At 71.1% G+C, this 19081-nt stretch carries 16 protein-coding genes; 3 read left to right on the top strand and 13 right to left on the bottom strand.

Annotated features, from left to right (window positions below; genetic code table 11):
* Positions 1 to 36: 36 nt before the first annotated feature.
* Positions 37 to 1035, top strand: a complete 999-nt coding sequence (locus RMT89_RS15810; protein WP_315884400.1) for an aldo/keto reductase — start codon at positions 37 to 39, stop codon at positions 1033 to 1035.
* A 170-nt stretch (positions 1036 to 1205) separates the two neighbouring features.
* Positions 1206 to 2372 (top strand): PQQ-dependent sugar dehydrogenase, encoded by a 1167-nt coding sequence (locus RMT89_RS15805; RefSeq protein WP_315884399.1) that lies wholly within the window; start codon positions 1206 to 1208, stop codon positions 2370 to 2372.
* Positions 2373 to 2375: 3 nt separating this feature from the next.
* Here RMT89_RS15805 and RMT89_RS15800 read toward each other — a convergent pair whose 3' ends face one another.
* The 7 genes from RMT89_RS15800 to RMT89_RS15770 form a co-directional block, all read right to left on the bottom strand.
* Entirely contained in the window at positions 2376 to 2636 is a 261-nt protein-coding gene (locus RMT89_RS15800; protein ID WP_315884398.1) for a hypothetical protein, read from the bottom strand.
* Between the two features lie 26 nt (positions 2637 to 2662).
* A complete protein-coding gene (locus RMT89_RS15795) occupies positions 2663 to 5692 on the bottom strand; it encodes an AAA family ATPase (protein ID WP_315884397.1) in 3030 nt (1009 codons plus the stop codon).
* A gap of 71 nt (positions 5693 to 5763) precedes the next feature.
* A complete protein-coding gene (locus RMT89_RS15790) occupies positions 5764 to 5949 on the bottom strand; it encodes a hypothetical protein (protein ID WP_315884396.1) in 186 nt (61 codons plus the stop codon).
* Positions 5950 to 6146: 197 nt separating this feature from the next.
* Entirely contained in the window at positions 6147 to 6692 is a 546-nt protein-coding gene (locus RMT89_RS15785) for a hypothetical protein (protein WP_315884395.1), read from the bottom strand.
* Between the two features lie 35 nt (positions 6693 to 6727).
* A complete protein-coding gene (locus tag RMT89_RS15780) occupies positions 6728 to 7303 on the bottom strand; it encodes a GNAT family protein (RefSeq protein WP_315884394.1) in 576 nt (191 codons plus the stop codon).
* On the bottom strand, positions 7281 to 9524 hold the full coding sequence (locus tag RMT89_RS15775) for an MMPL family transporter (protein WP_315884393.1): 2244 nt from the start codon (positions 9522 to 9524) through the stop codon (positions 7281 to 7283). The genes RMT89_RS15780 and RMT89_RS15775 overlap by 23 nt, the downstream gene beginning before the upstream one ends.
* Before the next feature lie 194 nt (positions 9525 to 9718).
* A complete protein-coding gene (locus RMT89_RS15770) occupies positions 9719 to 10021 on the bottom strand; it encodes a hypothetical protein (RefSeq protein WP_315884392.1) in 303 nt (100 codons plus the stop codon).
* A gap of 165 nt (positions 10022 to 10186) precedes the next feature.
* Between RMT89_RS15770 and RMT89_RS15765 the strand changes: the two genes are divergently transcribed.
* Complete coding sequence (locus RMT89_RS15765) at positions 10187 to 10348, top strand: hypothetical protein (protein WP_315884391.1); 162 nt, start codon at positions 10187 to 10189, stop codon at positions 10346 to 10348.
* A gap of 181 nt (positions 10349 to 10529) precedes the next feature.
* Here RMT89_RS15765 and gatB read toward each other — a convergent pair whose 3' ends face one another.
* The 6 genes from gatB to ligA form a co-directional block, all read right to left on the bottom strand.
* The gene (gatB, locus tag RMT89_RS15760) at positions 10530 to 12044 is read right to left on the bottom strand and encodes an Asp-tRNA(Asn)/Glu-tRNA(Gln) amidotransferase subunit GatB (protein WP_315884390.1); all 1515 of its coding nucleotides are present in this window, start codon (positions 12042 to 12044) and stop codon (positions 10530 to 10532) included.
* Between the two features lie 15 nt (positions 12045 to 12059).
* A complete protein-coding gene (locus RMT89_RS15755) occupies positions 12060 to 12299 on the bottom strand; it encodes a hypothetical protein (RefSeq protein ID WP_124439028.1) in 240 nt (79 codons plus the stop codon).
* Entirely contained in the window at positions 12296 to 13789 is a 1494-nt protein-coding gene (gene gatA, locus RMT89_RS15750; RefSeq protein ID WP_315884389.1) for an Asp-tRNA(Asn)/Glu-tRNA(Gln) amidotransferase subunit GatA, read from the bottom strand. Before gatA ends, RMT89_RS15755 begins: the two co-directional genes overlap by 4 nt.
* Positions 13790 to 13794: 5 nt before the next feature.
* Positions 13795 to 14091, bottom strand: a complete 297-nt coding sequence (gatC, locus tag RMT89_RS15745) for an Asp-tRNA(Asn)/Glu-tRNA(Gln) amidotransferase subunit GatC (protein WP_007384860.1) — start codon at positions 14089 to 14091, stop codon at positions 13795 to 13797.
* Positions 14092 to 14390: 299 nt separating this feature from the next.
* Positions 14391 to 16616, bottom strand: a complete 2226-nt coding sequence (locus RMT89_RS15740) for an EAL domain-containing protein (protein ID WP_315884388.1) — start codon at positions 16614 to 16616, stop codon at positions 14391 to 14393.
* Between the two features lie 270 nt (positions 16617 to 16886).
* Positions 16887 to 19079 carry an NAD-dependent DNA ligase LigA gene (gene ligA / locus RMT89_RS15735; RefSeq protein WP_315884387.1) on the bottom strand — a complete coding sequence of 731 codons (2193 nt, stop codon included), beginning with the start codon at positions 19077 to 19079 and terminating at the stop codon, positions 16887 to 16889.
* Between the last annotated feature and the right edge of the window lie 2 nt (positions 19080 to 19081).

Raw genomic sequence — 19081 nt, 5'->3', positions numbered from 1 at the left:
AGGTTGGGGTGCCGGAAGAGGGAGGGTCACGAGCAGGTGGAGCGCAGGACGATCGGCGCGGCGGCGCTCGCGGTGGGGGCTGTCGGACTCGGGTGCATGCCGATGAGCTGGGCCTACAGCGGATCGCGGCAGCGCGGTGACGAGTCGCTGAGGGCCGTGCACCGGGCGCTCGATCTGGGCTCGACGCTGCTGGACACGGCCGACATGTACGGCCCGTTCACCAACGAGCTGTTGCTGGGGCGGGTGTTGAAGGAGCGTCGGCAGGACGCCTTCGTGTCGACCAAGGTCGGGCTGCTGGTCGGCGAGCAGCACATCGTGGCCAACGGCCGCCCCGGGTATGTGAAGCGGGCCTGCGACGCGTCGCTGCGGCGGCTGCAGACGGACGTGATCGACCTGTACCAGCTGCATCGCGCGGACCCCGAGGTTCCGGTGGAGGAGACCTGGGGGGCGATGGCGGAGCTCGTCCAGGCGGGCAAGGTACGGGCGTTGGGCATGTGCGCGGTGGGGGCGCGCGGTGGCCGTCGGTCCGGGACCCGCCTCCATGACACGACCCTGCGGCAGTTGCGGCGGATGCAGCAGGTCTTCCCGGTGAGCGCGGTGCAGGCGGAGCTGTCGCTCTGGTCGCCGGAGGCGCTGGAGTCGCTGCTGCCGTGGTGCGAGGCGCGCGGCATCGGCTTTCTGGCGGCGATGCCGCTCGGCAACGGCTTCCTCACCGGCACGCTGACCCCCGGCGAGGGCTTCGAACCGGACGACGTCCGCGCCCGCCACCCCCGCTTCACGGCGGAGATGATGGCGGCCAACCAGCCCATCGTGGCCGGCCTGCGCCGCATCGCCCGCCGTCACGGCGAGGACGTCACCCCGGCGCAGGTGTCACTGGCGTGGGTGCTGGCGCAGGGGCGGCATGTGGTGCCGGTGCCCGGGGCGAAGCGGGCGCGCTGGGTCACCGAGAACGCGGGGGCGGCGGGGCTGCGGCTGACGGCGGAGGATCTGGCGGAGGTGGGGGATCTGCCGGGGGCGCGGGGGTCCTGGGACTGAGGGGTCTGGGGACCGAGGGGTCTGGGGACCGAGGGGTCTGGGGACCGAGGGAGCCCCTCACTATGGCCCGGCGGGGTTCGGGTTCGGATGATCGGGAACCTGTGAGGCGCGAGCGGTGTAAGACAAGTAGAACCCGCGCTGGAAACCGCCGCGTCGAAGGGACCTTGATCGTGCAACGTCGAGCTGTGACGGCCGTGCTGGCCGCGGCCGCACTCCTACTGACGGCCGGCTGTTCCTCCGACGAGGGAGGAGGAGACGCTTCGGGCGGCGAGAGCACCACACCGGGGCGTACGGCGACGGGAGCGGCCCCTTCGCCGGGCACGTCCGAAGAGGCCGCGCCCGCGAAGGGCTCGGTGAAAGTGCTGCGCACGGTCGCCGAGGATCTGAAGACCCCTTGGGGCCTGGCCCCCCTCCCCGACGGCGACCTGCTCGTCTCCTCCCGCGACGAGGGCACGATCACCCGGGTCGACCCGGAGACCGGCAAGAAGACCGAGCTGGGCGAGGTGCCCGGGGTGTCACCGGCCGGAGAGGGCGGGCTGATGGGCCTCGCGCTCTCCCCGGACTACGCCTCGGACCACATGATCTACGCGTACTTCACCTCGGCCTCGGACAACCGCATCGTCCGTATGCTCCACGACGAGGGCAAGCCGTCCGGTGAGCAACTGGGCGCCCCCGACACGATCCTCAGGGGCATCCCCAAGGGCTTCGTCCACAACGGCGGCCGGATCGCCTTCGGCCCCGACAAGATGCTGTACGCGGGCACGGGCGAGAGTGGCGAGGAGAGCCTCTCCCAGGACAAGAAGTCCCTGGGCGGAAAGATCCTGCGCCTCACCCCGGAGGGCGAGCCGGCCCCGGGCAACCCCTTCCCCGACTCCCCCGTGTACTCGTACGGCCACCGCAATGTGCAGGGCCTGGCCTGGGACACCAAGCAGCGGCTGTTCGCCGCGGAGTTCGGCCAGGACACCTGGGACGAGCTGAACGCGATCAAGCCGGGCGACAACTACGGCTGGCCGGAGGCCGAGGGCAAGTCGGACGACCCGGCGTTCCACAATCCGATAGCCCAGTGGACGACGGACGAGGCCTCGCCCAGCGGTATCGCCTACGCCGAGGGCTCGATCTGGATGGCGGGCCTGAGGGGCGAGCGCCTGTGGCGCATCCCCTTGAAGGGCACGGAGGCCTCGGCCGAACCGCAGGCCTTCCTGGAAGGCGACCACGGCCGACTGCGCACGGTGGTGTCGGCGGGCGGCGACAAGCTGTGGCTGGTGACGAGCGAGACGGACGGCCGAGGCTCGCCGGAGGGCGGCGACGACAAGATCCTTGAGGTGCAGGTGAGGTAAGGGCTACTCGTCCTCCATCAGCGACCGGTCAAGGATCGCCACCGAGACGAGGATCAGGAAGGCCCGGTGCACCATGTAGTCGACGGTCAGCCCGGGGGCGACGGACACGATCCGAATATCCTCGCCGCTCACAGCCTGTGACACCGGCGTGAACGGGTCCTCGGCGAGCTTCAGGAGCCCACGCTCCAAAAGCTTGCGCCGGTCTTCGGGAAGCGCGTCCCGCTGTGCCGCAGCGCGCTCGGTGTACTCGATCTGGTACAACACGGCTCCTCCCTGGTGGCCTGCCGCCATTATCCAGCGCCCGCCCGCTCCCCGTCCCCCACCGGAAACATCCCCATCCGATGGGCCACCGCGGCCGCCTCCCCGCGCCCCGCGACCCCCAGCTTGGCGAGGATGTTGGACACATGCACGCTGGCCGTCTTCGGGGAGATGAAGAGTTCCTCGGCTATCTGGCGGTTGGTGCGGCCCGCTGAGACCAGGCGGAGGACGTCGTGTTCTCGGCTGGTGAGGCCCAGGGTGTCGGCGGCGGGGCGGGGTGCTTCGGGAGTCAGGGGCAGGCGGGCTCGCTGGGCCAGCGACGTGACCTCCTCCGCCAGGGGGCGGGCGCCCAGGTGGCAGGCGACCGCGTGGGCGAGGCGGAGCAGTTCCGCCGCGGAGGCTCGGTCGTTCTCGTCGCCCGCGGTCAGGAGGGCCTCGGCCAGGCGGTGGCGGACACGGGCGAGGTCGTAGGGGCGTTGGAGCTGTTCGAACGCGGTGACCACCGTGGACCAGAGGTCGACGGGCGCCTGGCCCTCGGCGCGGTGGAGTTCCGCGCGGACCCACTGCTCGTAGGCGTACCAGACGGGGGCGTGGGTGGTGAGGGTCTTCACCGCGCCGAAGAGGCGTTCCAGGGTCTCGGGCCGGTCCTCGCCGACCGCGGGCAGGTCCCGGGCGTCGGCCTCCGCGGTGGCGGCGGTCAGCAGCAGGGGCCAGGCGTAGCGCTGGGTGCCGGGCGGGAAGCCGGTGTCGAGGGTGCTCGCGAGTTCGGCTCGGGCGTCGAGGATGCGGCCCTCGGCGGCGGATATGGCTATCGCCAGCCTGGACAGCGGCAGGTTGTTCTGCGGCATGGGGTCGTGGGCGCCGTAGGAGGCGCGGCCGTCGGCCAGGTACCGGGCGGCCTCGTCCAGTTGCCCGCGGGCCAGCGCGAGGTAGGCCAGGCAGTGGGCGGCGCAGCCGCGCGGCTTGGCCACCTGTCCCGTGCGCTGGGCGGTGACCGCGGCTTCGGCGCCCTCCTCCCAGTGCCCCAGGGAGATCAGCGCCTCCCCGAGGTTGGCCCAGAGCCAGGCCTCGGAGTCCCTCAGGCCCCGGTCCTGGGCGAGCCGCAGGCCCTCGCGCAGGACGCCCACCGCTTCCTCGGAGCGGCCGATGCCTTCGAGGCTGGACGCCAGGTTGATGTGGCTGCGGCCCAGCACGGACGGCAGTCCGAGTGCCAGCGCCTGCTCCCGGACCTCGTACATCAGGGCGAGCCCGGTCTCGATGTCCCCGGCGCCGACGAGGAGCACGCCGAGGGTGAGGCGGGCGTTCAGCTCGATGTCGGTGGCGCCCACCATGCGCGCGTACTCGACGGCGCGCTCGGCGGCGGTCATGGCCTCGGGGCCCGGGGCCCGGACCATGGCCCAGGCGGCCGCGGTGGCCAGTACCTCGGCGTGCACCTCGGACGGTGGCAGTCCGCGGACCAGTTCCTGGGCGGTGGCGATCTCCTGCCAGCCGTCGCCGCGGGCCTGCGCCTGGACGAGCCGGGAGCGCTGGATCCAGAACCACGCGGCCCGCAGCGGATCGCCCTCGTCGTCCAGCAGGTGCAGCGCCCGCTTGGTGATCTTCAGCGCGCGTTCCCGCTCCCCGCACAGCCGTCCGGCGACGGCCGCCTCGGCCATCAGGTCGAGATAGCGCAGGGGCGCGGTGGCGGGGTCGCAGCCGCAGGGAGGGTAGACCTCGGTGTAGTCGACGGGGCGCAGGGTGGCCCGTACGTCCTCGGGGGCGGTGTCCCACAGCTCCATCGCGCGTTCCAGGAGCCGCAGTTGTTCGGAGTAGGCGTGCCGGCAGCGGGCGGTGACGGAGGCGTCCAGGACGGCGGGCAGGGCCTTGGCGGGGTCGTGGGCGTGGTACCAGTAGCTGGCCAGGCGCATGACGCGTTCATCGGCGGGGACGAGGCTCGGATCGGCCTCCAGGGCCTCGGCGTAGGCGCGGTTGAGGCGGGAGCGCTCGCCGGGCAGCAGATCGTCGCTCACGGCCTCGCGGACCAGGGAGTGGCGGAAGCGGTAGCCGTCACCGCCGGGCGCGGCGCTGAGGATGCTGGCGCCCACGGCGGCCCGCAGCGCCTCGATGAGATCGTCCTCGGGGAGCCGGGCGACGGCGGCGAGCAGCCGGTACTCCACGGTGGAGCCGCCCTCGGCGACGATCCGGGCGACGCGCTGGGCGGTCTCGGGCAGCGCCTCCACGCGCACCAGGAGCAGATCGCGCAGGGAGTCGGTGAGCCCCGTGCAGCAGCCCTCGTGGGCGGCGACGGCGAGTTCCTCGACGAAGAAGGCGTTGCCGTCGGAGCGTTCGAAGATCTCGTCGGCCTGGACCGGGTCGGGTTCGGTGGCGAGGATCCCGGCGATCTGGCGGCCGACCTCGGCGCGGTTGAAGCGGGCGAGCTCGATCCGGCGGACCGTGCGCAGCCTGTCGAGTTCGGCGAGCAGGGGGCGCAGCGGATGGCGGCGGTGGATGTCGTCGGAGCGGTAGGTGGCGAGGACGACCAGGCGGCCGGTGCGCAGGGTGCGGACGAGGTAGGCGAGGAGGTGGCGGGTGGAGGCGTCGGCCCAGTGCAGGTCCTCCAGGGCGAGGACGACCGTGCGGTCGGCGGCGACGCGTTCCAGCAGCCGGGCGGTGAGTTCGAAGAGGCGGGCCATGCCGTTCTCGTCGTAGCGCCTGGAGCCGGTCTCGCCGAGTTCGGGCAGCAGTCGGGCGAGCTCCTCCTCCTGGCCGGCGGCCGCGGCGGCGAGTTCGCGGGGGAGTTCGTGGCGCAGGGCGCGCAGGGCGGTGGAGAAGGGGGCGAAGGGCAGTCCGTCGGCGCCGATCTCGACGCAGCCGCCGAGCGCGATCACGGCCCCCGCGCGGGAGGCACGGGCCGCGAACTCCTCGACGAGGCGGGTCTTGCCGACCCCGGCCTCGCCGCCGAGCAGCAGCGCCTGGGGCTCGCCCGCGTCAGCGCGGGCGAGCGCGTCGTCCAGGCTCTGCACCTCGTCGGCGCGACCGACGAACACCGGGCTGACGGACTGGTTTTCCACAGGCCAGAGCATCGCACGCGGGTCTGACAGCGGGGCACCGGTTTTCGGGAGGAGGGCAAGCACGTCCCCCCATCCCTGGGCGCTCACGCGGTGCGGGCGGAGCGAGGCCGGCCGAGGCGGGAGGTATGCACCTCGCTCTCGGTGTCCTGGCGGCCCGCTTCCCGGCGCGCGGCGCGGCGGCCGCGGACGATCTCGCGGACGAGCCGGTCGTTCTGGGCCTCGCGGATGAGGTCGGCGGAACGGAGGCGGTGGAGCTCGTACTCGAACATGGTGTCCCCTGATGAGAGTTGGTTTTCGCGGCTTCGTTCGCTGCGATGCCTCAACTCTCGTCTCCCAGGGGGGTCCGCCACATCGGGAGAGTTCCGCATCTTCGGCGGTGGGCGGGGCCTTAGACGCGCATGAGGGGCCTCAGGGGCTCCGTAAGGTGCTTACGGATGCCCTGAGACCCCTCAGGACCTGCGGTGTTTCAGCTGGTGGAGGGCAGGCCGAGCAGGACGTCGGTGTACTTCAGTACGGCCATCAGCAGGCCGATCACACCGAGCGCGACGCCGCCCCAGGCGACCGACTTGATCCACACGGGCTGCGGCTTGCCGGGGACACCGAAGGCGGGCCGGGCCAGCACGACGACGCCGGCGATCAGGGCGATGAGCGCGAACAGGCCCGCCCACAGTGCGGTGGTCTGCCACGCGTCGCCGTAGACCTCCTTGACCTGCTGGGCCACGCTCGCGCTGGAGGAGGTCTGCAGCTGGCCGACGAGCGTCTCGCGGGCGGCGGCGACCGTACCGATCCAGCCACCCGTCAGCGACACCAGGCCGAGCGCCGCGGAGACGACCGCGGCGGCGCCCTGGCCGACGAAGGAGGTTCCCTCGTCCGTGCTGGTCTCGGGGGCGTCGGCCTCGGTCTCCGTCACCTCATCCGTCACCTCATCCGTCAGTTCGTCGTCGGGCTCGGTGGCCTCGACGGCCTCCGGCTCCTCGGCTGTCTTCGTCACGTCCACTGTCTTCGTTCCCATGTCTCGCACCGTAGGGGGGCTGTCTGAGAGGTTTCTTAATGATCCCTGTGAGCGGTACGCGCGCGTGCGTCGTGCCACTCGGGGGCGAGGGCCGCCCACACCTCGGTGTCGTGGCGTACGCCCCGATGAGGGTAGCTCTCCCGCAGCACCGCCTCGCGGGTCATGCCGAGCCGCCGCGCCACATTGATGCTGGGTTCGTTGGCCGCCGCCGCGTGCCACTCCACGCGGTGCATGCCGCGTTCACCGAACGCGAAGTCGAGGAGCACCCGCATCGCGCGCGTGACGAGCCCCCGTCCGGTCCCGGCAGGCTCCAGCCAGCACCCGACCTCGCAGTTGCGGCTCTCCGCGTCGAAGTTCAGGAAGAGCACCCCGCCGACGAGCTTCCCGTCCAGCCACAGGCCGTGCAGGGACCCGGTGTCGGCGGCCCGCATGTCGGCGTACCGCTGGAGGACCTCGCGGGCACCGGCGGTGTCCTTGGCCTTCGAGCCGAACGGGACGTACTGGTTGATGAACTCCCGGCCCCGCTCCAGGTGCGCGAGGAACTCCTCGGCGTGCCAGGGCTCCAGGGGCCGCAGCTCGGCGCCGTCGTCACCCAGCGATATCGCGTACATCCTGCCGCTGCTCCTTCGCCAGTACGTCCGCCACCTCGGCGTCCGTCGCGGCGGCCAGCCTCTCATGGGCGGCGCGGGCCTCAGGCGCCTCGATGCTGATCCGCGGCAGCCGGGCATCCAGCCAGCGTGGCAGCCACCAGTTGGCGCCGCCGAGCAGATGCATCAGCGCGGGCACCAGGAGCGTACGCAGGACGAACGCGTCCAGGGCGACGGCGGCGGCGAGCGCGATGCCGAACATGGCGATCACCCGGTCGCCGCTGAGCACGAAGGCGAGGAAGACCGAGATCATGATGACCGCGGCGGAGTTGATCACCCGGCTGGTCTCGGCGAGGCCGATCCGCACGGCCCGCCGGTTGTCGCCGGTCTCCAGCCATTCCTCGTACATCCGGCTGACCAGGAACACCTGGTAGTCCATGGACAGCCCGAAGAGCACCGACACCATGATCACCGGGAGGAAGGGCTCGATCGGCCCGGCGCGGCCGAGCCCCAGCAGTTCGCTCCCCCAGCCCCACTGGAAGACGGCGACGACGATGCCGAAGGAGGCGGCGACGGCGGCGATGTTCATCGCGGCCGCCTTCAGCGGGATGCCGATGGACCGGAAGGCCAGCAGGAGCAGCAGACAGCCGAGGCCGACGACGACGCCCACGAACAGCGGCAGCTTGCCGACGATGACGTCGGCGAAGTCGTCGTAGCCCGCCGTCACCCCGCCGACCTGCACATCGAGCGAGGTGCCGGTCTCCGCGCGGGGCAGCACCTCGGAGCGCAGCCGCTCGACGAGGTCGCTGGTCCGTTGGGACTGCGGGGAGGACTCGGGCACGAGCGTGAGGTACGCGGTGTCGCCCGTCGAGTTGAAGGTCACCGGGGTCACGGAGGCGACGCCCTCGGTGGAGCGGAGGGTCGCGTCGAGGTTGTCCAGGGCGAGCTTGTCGTCGCCGCCGTCGACGTGCGTCACCAGGGTCAGCGGGCCGTTGACTCCGGGGCCGAAGCCGTCGGCGAGGAGGTCGTAGGCCTGCCGGGTGGTGGCGGTCTGCGGGTTGTTGCCCTGGTCGGAGGTGCCCAGGCGCAGGGAGAGCGTGGGCAGCGCGAGGATCGTGATGACGACGAGGGCGAGGGCGCCGAGCAGCTTGGGGTGGCGCTCGACGAACGCCGACCAGCGGGCGGCGAGCCCGGTCGGCAGCTCGGGTTCGGGACCGTGCTCGACCAGCCTGCGCCGCTCACGGCGGCTCAGAGCGCGCATGCCGATGAAGGAGAGCAGGGCGGGCAGCAGGGTCACGGAGGCCGCGACGGTGAGCACCACGGTCAGCGAGGCCGCGATGGCGACGCCGTTGAGGAAGTTCAGCCGCAGGATCAGCATGCCGAGCAGCGCGATGCAAACGGTGGCACCCGCGAACACGACCGCGCGTCCGGTGGTCGCGACGGCGTTGGTGATGGACTCGGTGACGGGCAGTCCGCGCTTCAGACCACGCCGGTGCCGGGTCACTATGAACAGCGCGTAGTCGATGCCGACGCCGAGCCCGATCAGCATGCCGAGCATGGGCGCGAAGTCGGCGACGGTCATGGCGTGCCCGAGCAGCACGGTCCCGGCGTAGGCGGTGCCGACGCTGACCAGGGCGGTGGCGATGGGCAGCAGGGAGGCGGCGAGCGAGCCGAACGCGAGGAAGAGGACGACCGCGGCGACGGCCACGCCGACCACCTCGGCGAGAGGCCCGCCGGAGGACTCGGTGAGCCCGACCGCGGTGCCGCCGAGCTCCACCTGGAGCCCGTCGGCCTCGGCCTCGGCAGCGGCGTCGACGACCGCCTGGGCCTGGCCGCGGTCGATGTTCTCGGCCCGGTCCTCGAAGGTGACCGTGGCGTAGGCGGTACGGCCGTCCTCGCTGATCTGTGTCGCGCCATGGCCGTCGTACGGGCCCGCCACGGACGCCACCCCGGGCAGCTCGGCGATCTCGTCCAGGGTGCGGTTCATCGTCTGCTGGACGTCGGCGGCGCGGACGGTGCCGGAGTCGGTGCGCCAGACGACGGTGTCGCTGTCGCCGCCGAGGCCCGGGAAGCCGTCCTGGAGGAGCTGGGTGGCGCGGCCGGACTCGGTGCCGGCGACCTCGTAGTCGTTGGAGTACGCGGTGCCCGTGGCGACGGCCGCCGCGGTCACCCCGCCGAAGGCGAGGAGCCACAGCAGTACGGCGACGAGGCGGCGCTGGACACACCAGCGTGCGAGGGCTGCCACGAACCTTGCTCCCAGGGGTGCGATTTATGGATCTTTGACCGGGAACAGTCGTTCATGTGGTGAACAGCCCGCAAAGAACGCATGAGCAATGCGAAGACCACTCTTGCAGGTGAAAGTGATCCTTTAATGCGTTCGTGGGCTTATTCACAGGAGTGGGAGGCAGATCACAGGACAGTAACGGCCGCATTGTCACCTCAGTCGAACTGGTCTCCGAACGCCATCACCGTCACCCCGGCGACCAGCAGCCACAGCGCCCGCCGGGTACGGCCCCGGGAACCGAGGAAGGCCGCCAGACCGCAGACGACGGCACCGAGGGCGTAGGCGGCCGGGACGAGGGCCGGGGCGGAACCGGTGGCGCGGAGTGTCGAGGCGGCGAGGCCGGCCAGGGTCAGCAGCGCGCCGGCCGCGGCAGCCGTCCAGCGGGCCCGTCGCGCGTCGTGCACCTCGTGCGCCTCGGCTATGTCCGCGGGGTGCTCGGCATCGGGGCATCCACTCATGGCGGGCGAGCGTAGCGGGTCCCGCTGAGAAATCGGGTGCGGGACGGGGGCGCCAGGTAGTTGGCTCGGGGGTCCGGCCGACCATGGAGGTGCATTGTCTGAAGGTGCGACCGAGCTCCTGCGTACCCCTGTCCGTCACGAAGGATTCAAGGAGCCCGTTCACCCATGTCAGACACCGCACCGAGCACCCCGCACAGCAGTCTCACCGAGCGCCTGACCCCCGACGCGCGAAGCCGGTCGTACTCCGCCCGCCCCGGATGCCCACTGGTCCCCGGCTTCCCACGACCACGGACACCGGCCTTCCGCGCCCACGCGGCCGCCGTGTGACGGTTCACCCCGACCGCCCGAGCAGCACCCGAGACACCGCCGTCCTCCCGATCCAGCGCCTCGAAGAACCTCGCCTTCAAGCCCTCAAAACCCACGATCCCCGCAACTCCCTGAATCCAGGGTGTTGCGGGGATCGCTAGAACCCGCCACTTGCCTCCGGGGGCCGTTCCCTGTCCGGTTCTCAGCCCTCGCTGACGCCCAGCTTCTCCAGGATCAGCTCCTTGACGCGGGCCGCGTCGGCCTGACCGCGGGTGGCCTTCATGACCGCGCCGACCAGGGCGCCGGCCGCGGCCACCTTGCCGCCGCGGATCTTGTCCGCGATGCCCGGGTTGCCGGCGATGGCCTCCTCGACGGCGGTGGTCAGGGCGCCCTCGTCGGAGACGACCTTCAGACCGCGCTTGTCGACCACCTCGTCCGGGGTGCCCTCGCCCGCGAGGACGCCCTCGATGACCTGCCGGGCCAGCTTGTCGTTCAGGTCACCCTTCGCGACCAGCTCGGTGACCCGGGCGACCTGCGCCGGGGTGATCGCCAGCTCGTCGAGCGACTTGCCCGACTCGTTGGCGCTACGGGCCAGTTCGCCCATCCACCACTTACGGGCCGAGGCGGCGTCGGCACCGGCGTCGATGGTGGCGAGGATCGGGTCCAGCGCGCCGGCGTTGAGGATCGACTGCATGTCGGTCGCGGAGATCCCCCACTCCTCACGCAGCCGGTTGCGGCGCACCAGCGGCAGCTCGGGCAGCCCCGCGCGGATCTCCTCGACCCACTCGCGGGTCGGGGCGACCGGCACCAGGTCGGGCTCCGGGAAGTACCGGTAGTCCTCGGCCTCCTCCTTCACCCGGCCGGAGGTCGTCGACCCCGTGTCCTCGTGGAAGTGGCGGGTCTCCTGGATGATCGTGCCACCGCTGCTGAGGACAGCCGCGTGCCGCTGGATCTCGAAACGGGCCGCACGCTCCACGGACCGCAGCGAGTTGACGTTCTTCGTCTCGGAACGCGTCCCGAACTTCTCGGTGCCGTTGGGGCGCAGCGAGAGGTTCACGTCGCAGCGCATCTGGCCCATCTCCATCCGGGCCTCGGAGACGCCGAGCGCCCTGATGAGCTCGCGCAGCTCACGGACGTACGCCCGCGCGACCTCGGGAGCACGCTCGCCGGCGCCCTCGATCGGCTTGGTGACGATCTCGATGAGCGGGATGCCGGCGCGGTTGTAGTCCAGCAGCGAGTGCGAGGCGCCATGGATACGGCCCGTGGCACCGCCGACATGCGTCGACTTGCCGGTGTCCTCCTCCATGTGGGCGCGCTCGATCTCCACGCGGAAGGTCTCGCCGTCCTCCAGCTGTACGTCGAGGTAGCCGTTGAAGGCGATCGGCTCGTCGTACTGGGAGGTCTGGAAGTTCTTCGGCATGTCCGGATAGAAGTAGTTCTTCCGGGCGAAGCGGCACCACTCGGCGATCTCGCAGTTCAGCGCGAGACCGATCTTGATCGCGGACTCGACGCCGGTCGCGTTGACGACCGGGAGCGCGCCGGGCATGCCGAGGCAGACCGGGCAGGTCTGGGTGTTCGGGTCGGCACCGAGCGCGGTCGAACAGCCGCAGAACATCTTGGTCTTGGTGCCGAGTTCGACATGGACCTCAAGGCCCATGACGGGGTCGTACGACGCCAGCGCGTCCTCGTACGACACCAGGTCGGTCGTGGTGGTCACGGTGAAAGTTCCCTCTCAGCCCAGCAGGACGTCGTCGTCGCCCAGCCGCTTCAGCTCGCGGTAGAGGATGGCGAGGCCGGTGACGATGGCGACGGCGGACACGGTGGCGTCGATCAGGACGAGCGTGTCCTTCTCGGCGCGGGCCTTCTTCAGCCGCTTGGCGACGCCGATCGCGCCGAACGCGGTCCCGGCGATGGACAGGTACGTACCGGACTTGGACTTCTTGAAGCCCTTGGCCTTGGTCAGTGCGCTCACAGCGACGGAGCCTCCTCGATCAGCGGGTGCCCCCACCTTTCCACGAAGGCGGCCTCGACCGCGGCGCCCACCTTGTAAAGACGGTCGTCCTTCAGCGCCGGGGCGATGATCTGGAGGCCGACCGGGAGGTTGTCCTCCGGGGCGAGACCGCAGGGCAGCGACATGGCCGCGTTGCCCGCCAGGTTGGTCGGGATGGTGCAGAGGTCGGCGAGGTACATCGCCATCGGGTCGTCGGCGCGCTCACCGATCGCGAAGGCGGTGGTCGGCGTCGTCGGGGAGACGATCACGTCGACCTGCTCGAACGCCTTCTCGAAGTCGCGCGTGATGAGCGTACGGACCTTCTGGGCGCTGCCGTAGTACGCGTCGTAGTAGCCGGAGCTCAGGGCGTAGGTGCCGAGCATGATGCGGCGCTTGACCTCGGGGCCGAAGCCCGCCTCACGGGTGAGGGAGGTGACCTCCTCCGCGGAGTGCGTGCCGTCGTCTCCACTGCGCAGGCCGTAGCGCAGGCCGTCGAAGCGGGCGAGGTTGGAGGAGCACTCGGAGGGCGCGATCAGGTAGTACGCGGAGAGCGCGAGGTCGAAGGACGGGCAGTCCAGCTCGACGATCTCGGCGCCCAGCTCCTTGAGCAGGGCGACGGACTCGTCGAAGCGCTGGATGACACCGGCCTGGTAGCCCTCGCCGCGGAACTGCTTGACGACACCGACGCGCATGCCCTCGACGCTGCCGTTGCGGGCGGCCTCGACGACCGGCGGGACCGGGGCGTCGATCGAGGTGGAGTCCATCGGGTCGTGCCCGGCGATGACCTCGTGCAGCAGGGCCGCGTCCAGGACCGTACGGGCGCAGGGCCCGCCCTGGTCGAGGGAGGAGGAGAAGGCGACCATGCCGTAGCGGGAGACCGCGCCGTACGTCGGCTTCACACCGACCGTGCCGGTGACGGCGGCCGGCTGGCGGATGGAGCCGCCGGTGTCGGTGCCGATGGCGAGCGGGGCCATGTGCGCGGCCAGCGCGGCGGAGGAGCCGCCACCGGAGCCGCCGGGGATCTTGGTGAGGTCCCAGGGGTTGCCGGTCGGGCCGTAGGCGCTGTTCTCGGTCGACGACCCCATGGCGAACTCGTCCATGTTGGTCTTGCCGAGGATGACGACGTCGGCGGCCTTCAGACGCTTGGTGAGGGTGGCGTCGTACGGCGGGATCCAGCCCTCAAGGATCTTCGAGCCGACGGTCGTCGGGATCCCCTCGGTGGTGAAGATGTCCTTGAGCGCGAGCGGCACACCGGCCAGCGGGCCGAGCTTCTCGCCCCTGTCCCGCTTCTCGTCGACGGCACGGGCCTGGGCGAGGGCGCCCTCGCGGTCGACGTACAGGAAGGCGTGCACCTTCTCGTCGACGGCCTCGATGCGCGCGAGGTGGGCCTCGGTGACCTGGACCGCGGTGAGCTCGCCGGAGGCGATCTTCGCGGCGGTCTCGGCGGCCGTGAGCTTGATGATGTCCGTCATGGCGATTAGTCCTCCCCCAGGATCTGCGGCACCTTGAAACGCTGCTGCTCCTGGGCCGGGGCGCCGGAGAGCGCCTGCTCGGGGGTGAGCGACGGACGGACCTCGTCCGCCCGCATGACGTTCGTCAGCGGGAGCGGGTGCGAGGTCGGCGGTACGTCTTGGTCGGCGACCTCACTGACGCGTGCGACCGCGCCGATGATGTCGTCCAGCTGTCCCGCGAAGTGCTCAAGCTCTTCGGGCTTCAGCTCCAGACGCGCCAGCCGGGCGAGGTGGGCGACCTCCTCGCGCGTGATGCCAGGCATGCAGCGATCCTCTGGGGTGAGTGTGTGTGGTTTGGGCCCAATCCTATGGGGCGGGGGCCCATGCCGGTGAAACGGTTTCGAGAGCGTCCCGACAGAGGCGCGGGGAACGGCGCGACGAGCCACGACGAACCCGCAGCCGCCAACGGCGAGAACACCCCGCGGCGAGTCGGCGACGAAGAAGCCTAGGAGACCACTGAGAATCTTGAAAACGCGCCCGCCTTGCACCGGATTGCCCCGATCGACTTTTGCGGGCGAACCTGGGCGATCGGGGCGGCCCAAGCGAGATCTTCAGGACACTTCTAGTCGGCCGCCGGCAGAGCCGCCCGTGGCCGCTGCCACCCCCGCGACCCCCGCGCCCGCAACCACGCGGTCGTCTCCTCGGGCGGCATCGCCGCCGCGACCAGCCACCCCTGTACGGCGTCGCAGCCCAGGTCGCGCAGCCGCTCCCAGGTCTCGTCGTCCTCCACTCCCTCGGCGACCACGAGCAGCCCGAGGGAGTGGGCCAGATCCACCGTGCAGCGGACGATCTCGGCGTCCTCGGTGTCCACAGCGAGCCGGGCCACGAACGAACGGTCGATCTTCAGCTCGCTCACCGGGAGCCGCCTGAGGTGCACGAGAGACGAATAGCCCGTGCCGAAGTCGTCCAGGGACATCTTCACGCCGTGCCCGGTCAGGCCCGCGAGGGTGTCGGCGGCGCGCTGCGGGTCCTCCAGGAGGACGTGTTCGGTTATCTCCAGCTGGAGCGAGCCCGCCGGGACGCCGTGGCGGGCGAGCCGGGCGGCGACCGATCCGGCGAAGCCCGGGGTATGGACATCGCGCGGGGAGACATTGACGGCGACCGGTACATGCAGGCCCTGGGCCCGCCACTTGGCGACCTGGGCGAGGGCCGTGTCCAGCACGTACTCGGTGAGATAGGGCATCAGCCCGGAGGACTCGGCGATGGCTATGAACTCGTCAGGCGGCACCTTCCCGCGCTCCGGGTGCACCCAGCGGACCAGCGCCTCCAGGCCTGCCACCTGTCCGTCGAAGCGGACCTTGGGCTGGTAGTGCAGTTGCACGTCGTGCGCGTCGAGCGCCCGGCGCAGATCGCCGAGGAGACCGAGGCGGTCCGGGGTGTTGGAGTCCCGCTTGGACTCGTACACCTCCACGCCCGTGCGGTCCCGCTTGGCCTGGTACATCGCCACGTCCGCGCGGCGCAGCAGGCCCTCGGCGTCCAGGGCGTGGTCGGGGAAGACGGCGACTCCGGCGCTGGCCTCCAGGACCAGGGTGAGGCCGTCGAGGTCGAGGGGGGAGCTGAGGTCGGCGACCAGACTGCGGGCGACCCGGGTCGCGGACGTCGTGGAGTCGGCGACCGGCAGTAAGACGGCGAACTCGTCACCGCCCAGGCGCGCGGCCTCGGCCCCGCGGGGCAGCGCCAGCCGGAGCCGGTCGGCTATCTGGAGCAGCAGCCGGTCACCGGCGAGATGACCCAGCGTGTCATTGACCGATCGGAACCGGTCCAGGTCGATCAGCATCAGTGCGGACCGGGCGCCGATCCGCTCGGCGTCGTCGAGCGCGGTCCAGATGCGCTCCAGCAGCCACACCCGGTTGGGCAGCCCGGTCAGCGGGTCGCGGAGCTGCTCCTCGGCGCGGGCCCGGGCTATCCACAGGGTGGAGTCGAGGGCGATCAGCGGAATGGCGAACAGCGGCAGCAGCACCGGCTTGGCCATGGCGACGACGCAGACCAGCGGGGCGATACCGAGCAGCGCGACCGCGACCAGGCCCTGTCTGAGCAGGGCGGTGCGGGCGACGGTGGGCAGTCCTCCGGTGCGCGGGGCGTGCAGATACCACAGCAGGGTGCGGCTGACCAGGAGGTAGGCGGCGGCGACCAGCACCACTTCGGGGGCGGTGTAGAAGGTCCAGGTGTCGGGGTCCCACGGGGTCTCGACGGACGGCACCCGGCCGAACGCGGCGAGCACCAGGGCGCCGGCGGCGATCCCGAGCATGTCCACCGAGCCGTGCAGAACGCCCTGCCGCCAGCGGTGGCGGCGGGCTATGCCGACCAGCACGACGACGGTGAGGCTGACCATGCCGGCGGGTACCCAGCCATAGAGCATCAGGACGGCGAGGGTGAGGGCGGCGCCTGAGCCGGTGCCGCCCCACCAGCGGGCGCGGCCGAGGGCGACGAGATGGCCGACGATGATGCCGGTGAGCACGGCGAGCGACCAGCCGACGGTGCCGGATGGGAAGAGGGCGTGGCCGCCGGTGAAGGTGTGGTAGAAGCCGGCGCCGAGGACGAAGCCGGCCGCGGCGACGACGGCGGCGGGCAGGGCGGGCCAGGACAGGTGCCGTTCGGTCTCGTTCTCCGGCAGACCGGGAGCGCGCTCGACGGTGAGCTGCGCGGCGCCACGGCCGTCCGCGCCGGGCGGTCCGGCGGCGCCCGGACGCCCGGCGGCCCACCCGGACCAACGGCTCGCCCGCCAGGCGCCGGTGAACCGGCGCAGGCGCAGCCGTGAGTCCGGGGCGGCGCTCTCGGTCGGTTCCATTCCCGTCCCTCTCACAGCCGGCGGTGCCCACGCCACGCGGCCCCGATGCCCGACAACCCTGGGCGGCACCGCGTTGGAAAACCCTTCCCCCGGCTCATCAAGAGCAAGGGAATGCCCCAACCGCAGCTGGGCACGGCAGGCGCACATCTCAACAGTAGGCCGCAGAAGGCTTCCACGGGCAGCGGTCGTCGACGGTTGCCCGAATGCGCCCCGGCCACCCGTATGCATCTGGTATGCGCCGATCGGGTGGCCTTCAACCGCTACTTCTCACTACTCCTCGGTCGGAAGCGCGACTTCGGCCGCCGCCTCGGGGCCCTGTTCCAGCAGGACGTTGAAGCCGTCCTCGTTCAGAACAGGCACCTTGAGCTGCATCGCCTTGTCGTACTTCGAACCAGGATTGTCACCCACAACCACAAAGGACGTCTTCTTCGAAACCGAACCGGTCACCTTCGCTCCACGGGTCTGCAGCGCCTCCTTGGCGCCGTCCCGGGTGAAGTGCTCCAGAGTGCCGGTCACGACCACGGTCAGCCCTTCGAGCGGGCGTGGGCCCTGGTCCTCGCCGGAGCCCTCCTCCTCCATACGGACACCGGCCGCCCGCCACTTGCGGAGGATCTCCTGGTGCCACTCCTCCGCGAACCACTCCTTGAGCGAGGCGGCGATGATCGCGCCGACACCGTCGGTGGCCGCCAGCTCCTCCTCACTCGCCTGCTCGATCCGCTCGATCGAGCGGAATTCACGGGCCAGCGCCTCGGCGGCGACCGGGCCCACATGACGGATCGACAGGCCCGTGAGGACGCGCGCGAGCGGGCGCTCCTTGGCCGCCTGGATGTTCTCCAGCATGGCAAGCGCGTTCTTCTTCGGCTCGCCCTGCTGGTTGGCGAAGACCGTCGCGATCTTCTCCTCGCCGGTCTTCGGGTCACGCTTGGGCAGGCCGCTGTCCTGGTCGAGGACGTACGCCTTGATGGGCAGCAGCCGCTCGATGGTGAGGTCGAACAGATCGCCCTCGTCGGTCAGCGGCGGGTCCTCGGGCTCCAGCGGCTTGGTGAGCGCGGCCGCGGCGACGTATCCGAAGTGCTCGATGTCCAGCGACTTGCGGCCGGCGAGGTAGAACAGGCGCTCGCGCAACTGGGCCGGGCAGGTCCGGGCGTTCGGGCAGCGCAGGTCGACGTCGCCCTCCTTCATGGGCCGCAGCGCCGTACCGCACTCGGGGCACTCGCTCGGCATCACGAACTCGCGCTCGCTGCCGTCGCGCAGGTCGGCGACCGGGCCGAGGATCTCCGGGATGACGTCACCGGCCTTGCGCAGCACCACGGTGTCGCCGATGAGCACGCCCTTGGCCTTGACCACGTCCTGGTTGTGCAGGGTCGCGAACTCGACCTCCGAACCGGCCACCGTCACCGGCTCGACCTGGGCGTACGGCGTCACCCGGCCCGTACGGCCCACGCCCACGCGGATGTTGACCAGCTTGGTGTTGACCTCCTCCGGCGCGTACTTGTACGCGATGGCCCAGCGTGGGGCGCGGGAGGTGGAGCCGAGGCGGCCCTGGAGGGGGATCTCGTCGAGCTTGACGACGACTCCGTCGATCTCGTGCTCCACGGAGTGGCGGTTCTCGCCGTAGTAGGCGATGAACTCCCGGACGCCGTCGAGCTCGCCGACCACCTTGTTGTGCCGGGCCGTGGGCAGACCCCAGGTCTTGAGCAGGTCGTACGCCTGGGAGAGGCGGGTGAGGCCGTCGAAGCCCTCCAGGGCGCCGATGCCGTGGACGACCATGTGCAGCGGGCGGGTGGCGGTGACGCGCGGGTCCTTCTGGCGCAGCGAACCGGCGGCGGCGTTGCGGGGGTTGGCGAAGGGCTTGTCGCCGGCCTCGACCAGCCGGGCGTTGAGCTCCTCGAACTTCTCCATCGGGAAGTAGACCTCGCCGCGGATCTCGACGAGGTCCGGGATGCTGTCGCCAATCAGCCGGTCCGGAATCTCCGCGATCGTACGGACATTGGGCGTGATGTCCTCACCGGTGCGGCCGTCGCCGCGGGTCGCCGCGCGGGTGAGCCGTCCGTGCTCGTACGTCAGGTTCACGGCGAGGCCGTCGACCTTCAGCTCGCACAGGAAGTGGTACGCGGAGGTGCCGACGTCCTTGTGGACGCGCTCGGCCCAGGCGGCGAGCTCCAGGTCGTCGAAGGCGTTGTCCAGGGAGAGCATGCGCCGGCGGTGCTGGACGGCCGTGAACTCCGTCTCGTACGCCCCCGCGACCTTCTGGGTCGGTGAGTCGGGCGTGCGCAGCTCGGGGTACTCGTCCTCCAGCGCTTCGAGCGAGCGCAGGAGCTTGTCGAACTCCGCGTCGCTGATGACCGGAGCGTCCTTCACGTAGTAACGGAAGCGGTGCTCCTCGATCTGCTCAGCGAGCTTGGCGTGCTTTTCCCGCGCCTCGGCGGGCACCGTCGTCTCCGCTTGCTTGTCGCCGGCCACCG

The sequence above is a fragment of the Streptomyces sp. P17 genome, assembly GCF_032436805.1.
In the GTDB taxonomy this organism is placed as follows: domain Bacteria; phylum Actinomycetota; class Actinomycetes; order Streptomycetales; family Streptomycetaceae; genus Streptomyces.
Note: the sequence above shows the minus strand (reverse complement) of the source record. Positions and strands in the feature narration are given on the sequence as shown.

Excerpts from the sequence above, each read along its gene's own strand:
- RMT89_RS15795 (WP_315884397.1), bottom strand. The coding sequence starts at position 5,692 with ATGCTCTGGCCTGTGGAAAACCAGTCCGTCAGCCCGGTGTTCGTCGGT.
- RMT89_RS15790 (WP_315884396.1), bottom strand. The coding sequence starts at position 5,949 with ATGTTCGAGTACGAGCTCCACCGCCTCCGTTCCGCCGACCTCATCCGC.
- RMT89_RS15780 (WP_315884394.1), bottom strand. The coding sequence starts at position 7,303 with ATGTACGCGATATCGCTGGGTGACGACGGCGCCGAGCTGCGGCCCCTG.
- gatC (WP_007384860.1), bottom strand. The coding sequence starts at position 14,091 with ATGCCTGGCATCACGCGCGAGGAGGTCGCCCACCTCGCCCGGCTGGCG.
- RMT89_RS15765 (WP_315884391.1), top strand. The coding sequence starts at position 10,187 with ATGTCAGACACCGCACCGAGCACCCCGCACAGCAGTCTCACCGAGCGC.
- gatA (WP_315884389.1), bottom strand. The coding sequence starts at position 13,789 with ATGACGGACATCATCAAGCTCACGGCCGCCGAGACCGCCGCGAAGATC.
- RMT89_RS15770 (WP_315884392.1), bottom strand. The coding sequence starts at position 10,021 with ATGAGTGGATGCCCCGATGCCGAGCACCCCGCGGACATAGCCGAGGCG.
- RMT89_RS15785 (WP_315884395.1), bottom strand. The coding sequence starts at position 6,692 with ATGGGAACGAAGACAGTGGACGTGACGAAGACAGCCGAGGAGCCGGAG.
- RMT89_RS15740 (WP_315884388.1), bottom strand. The coding sequence starts at position 16,616 with ATGGAACCGACCGAGAGCGCCGCCCCGGACTCACGGCTGCGCCTGCGC.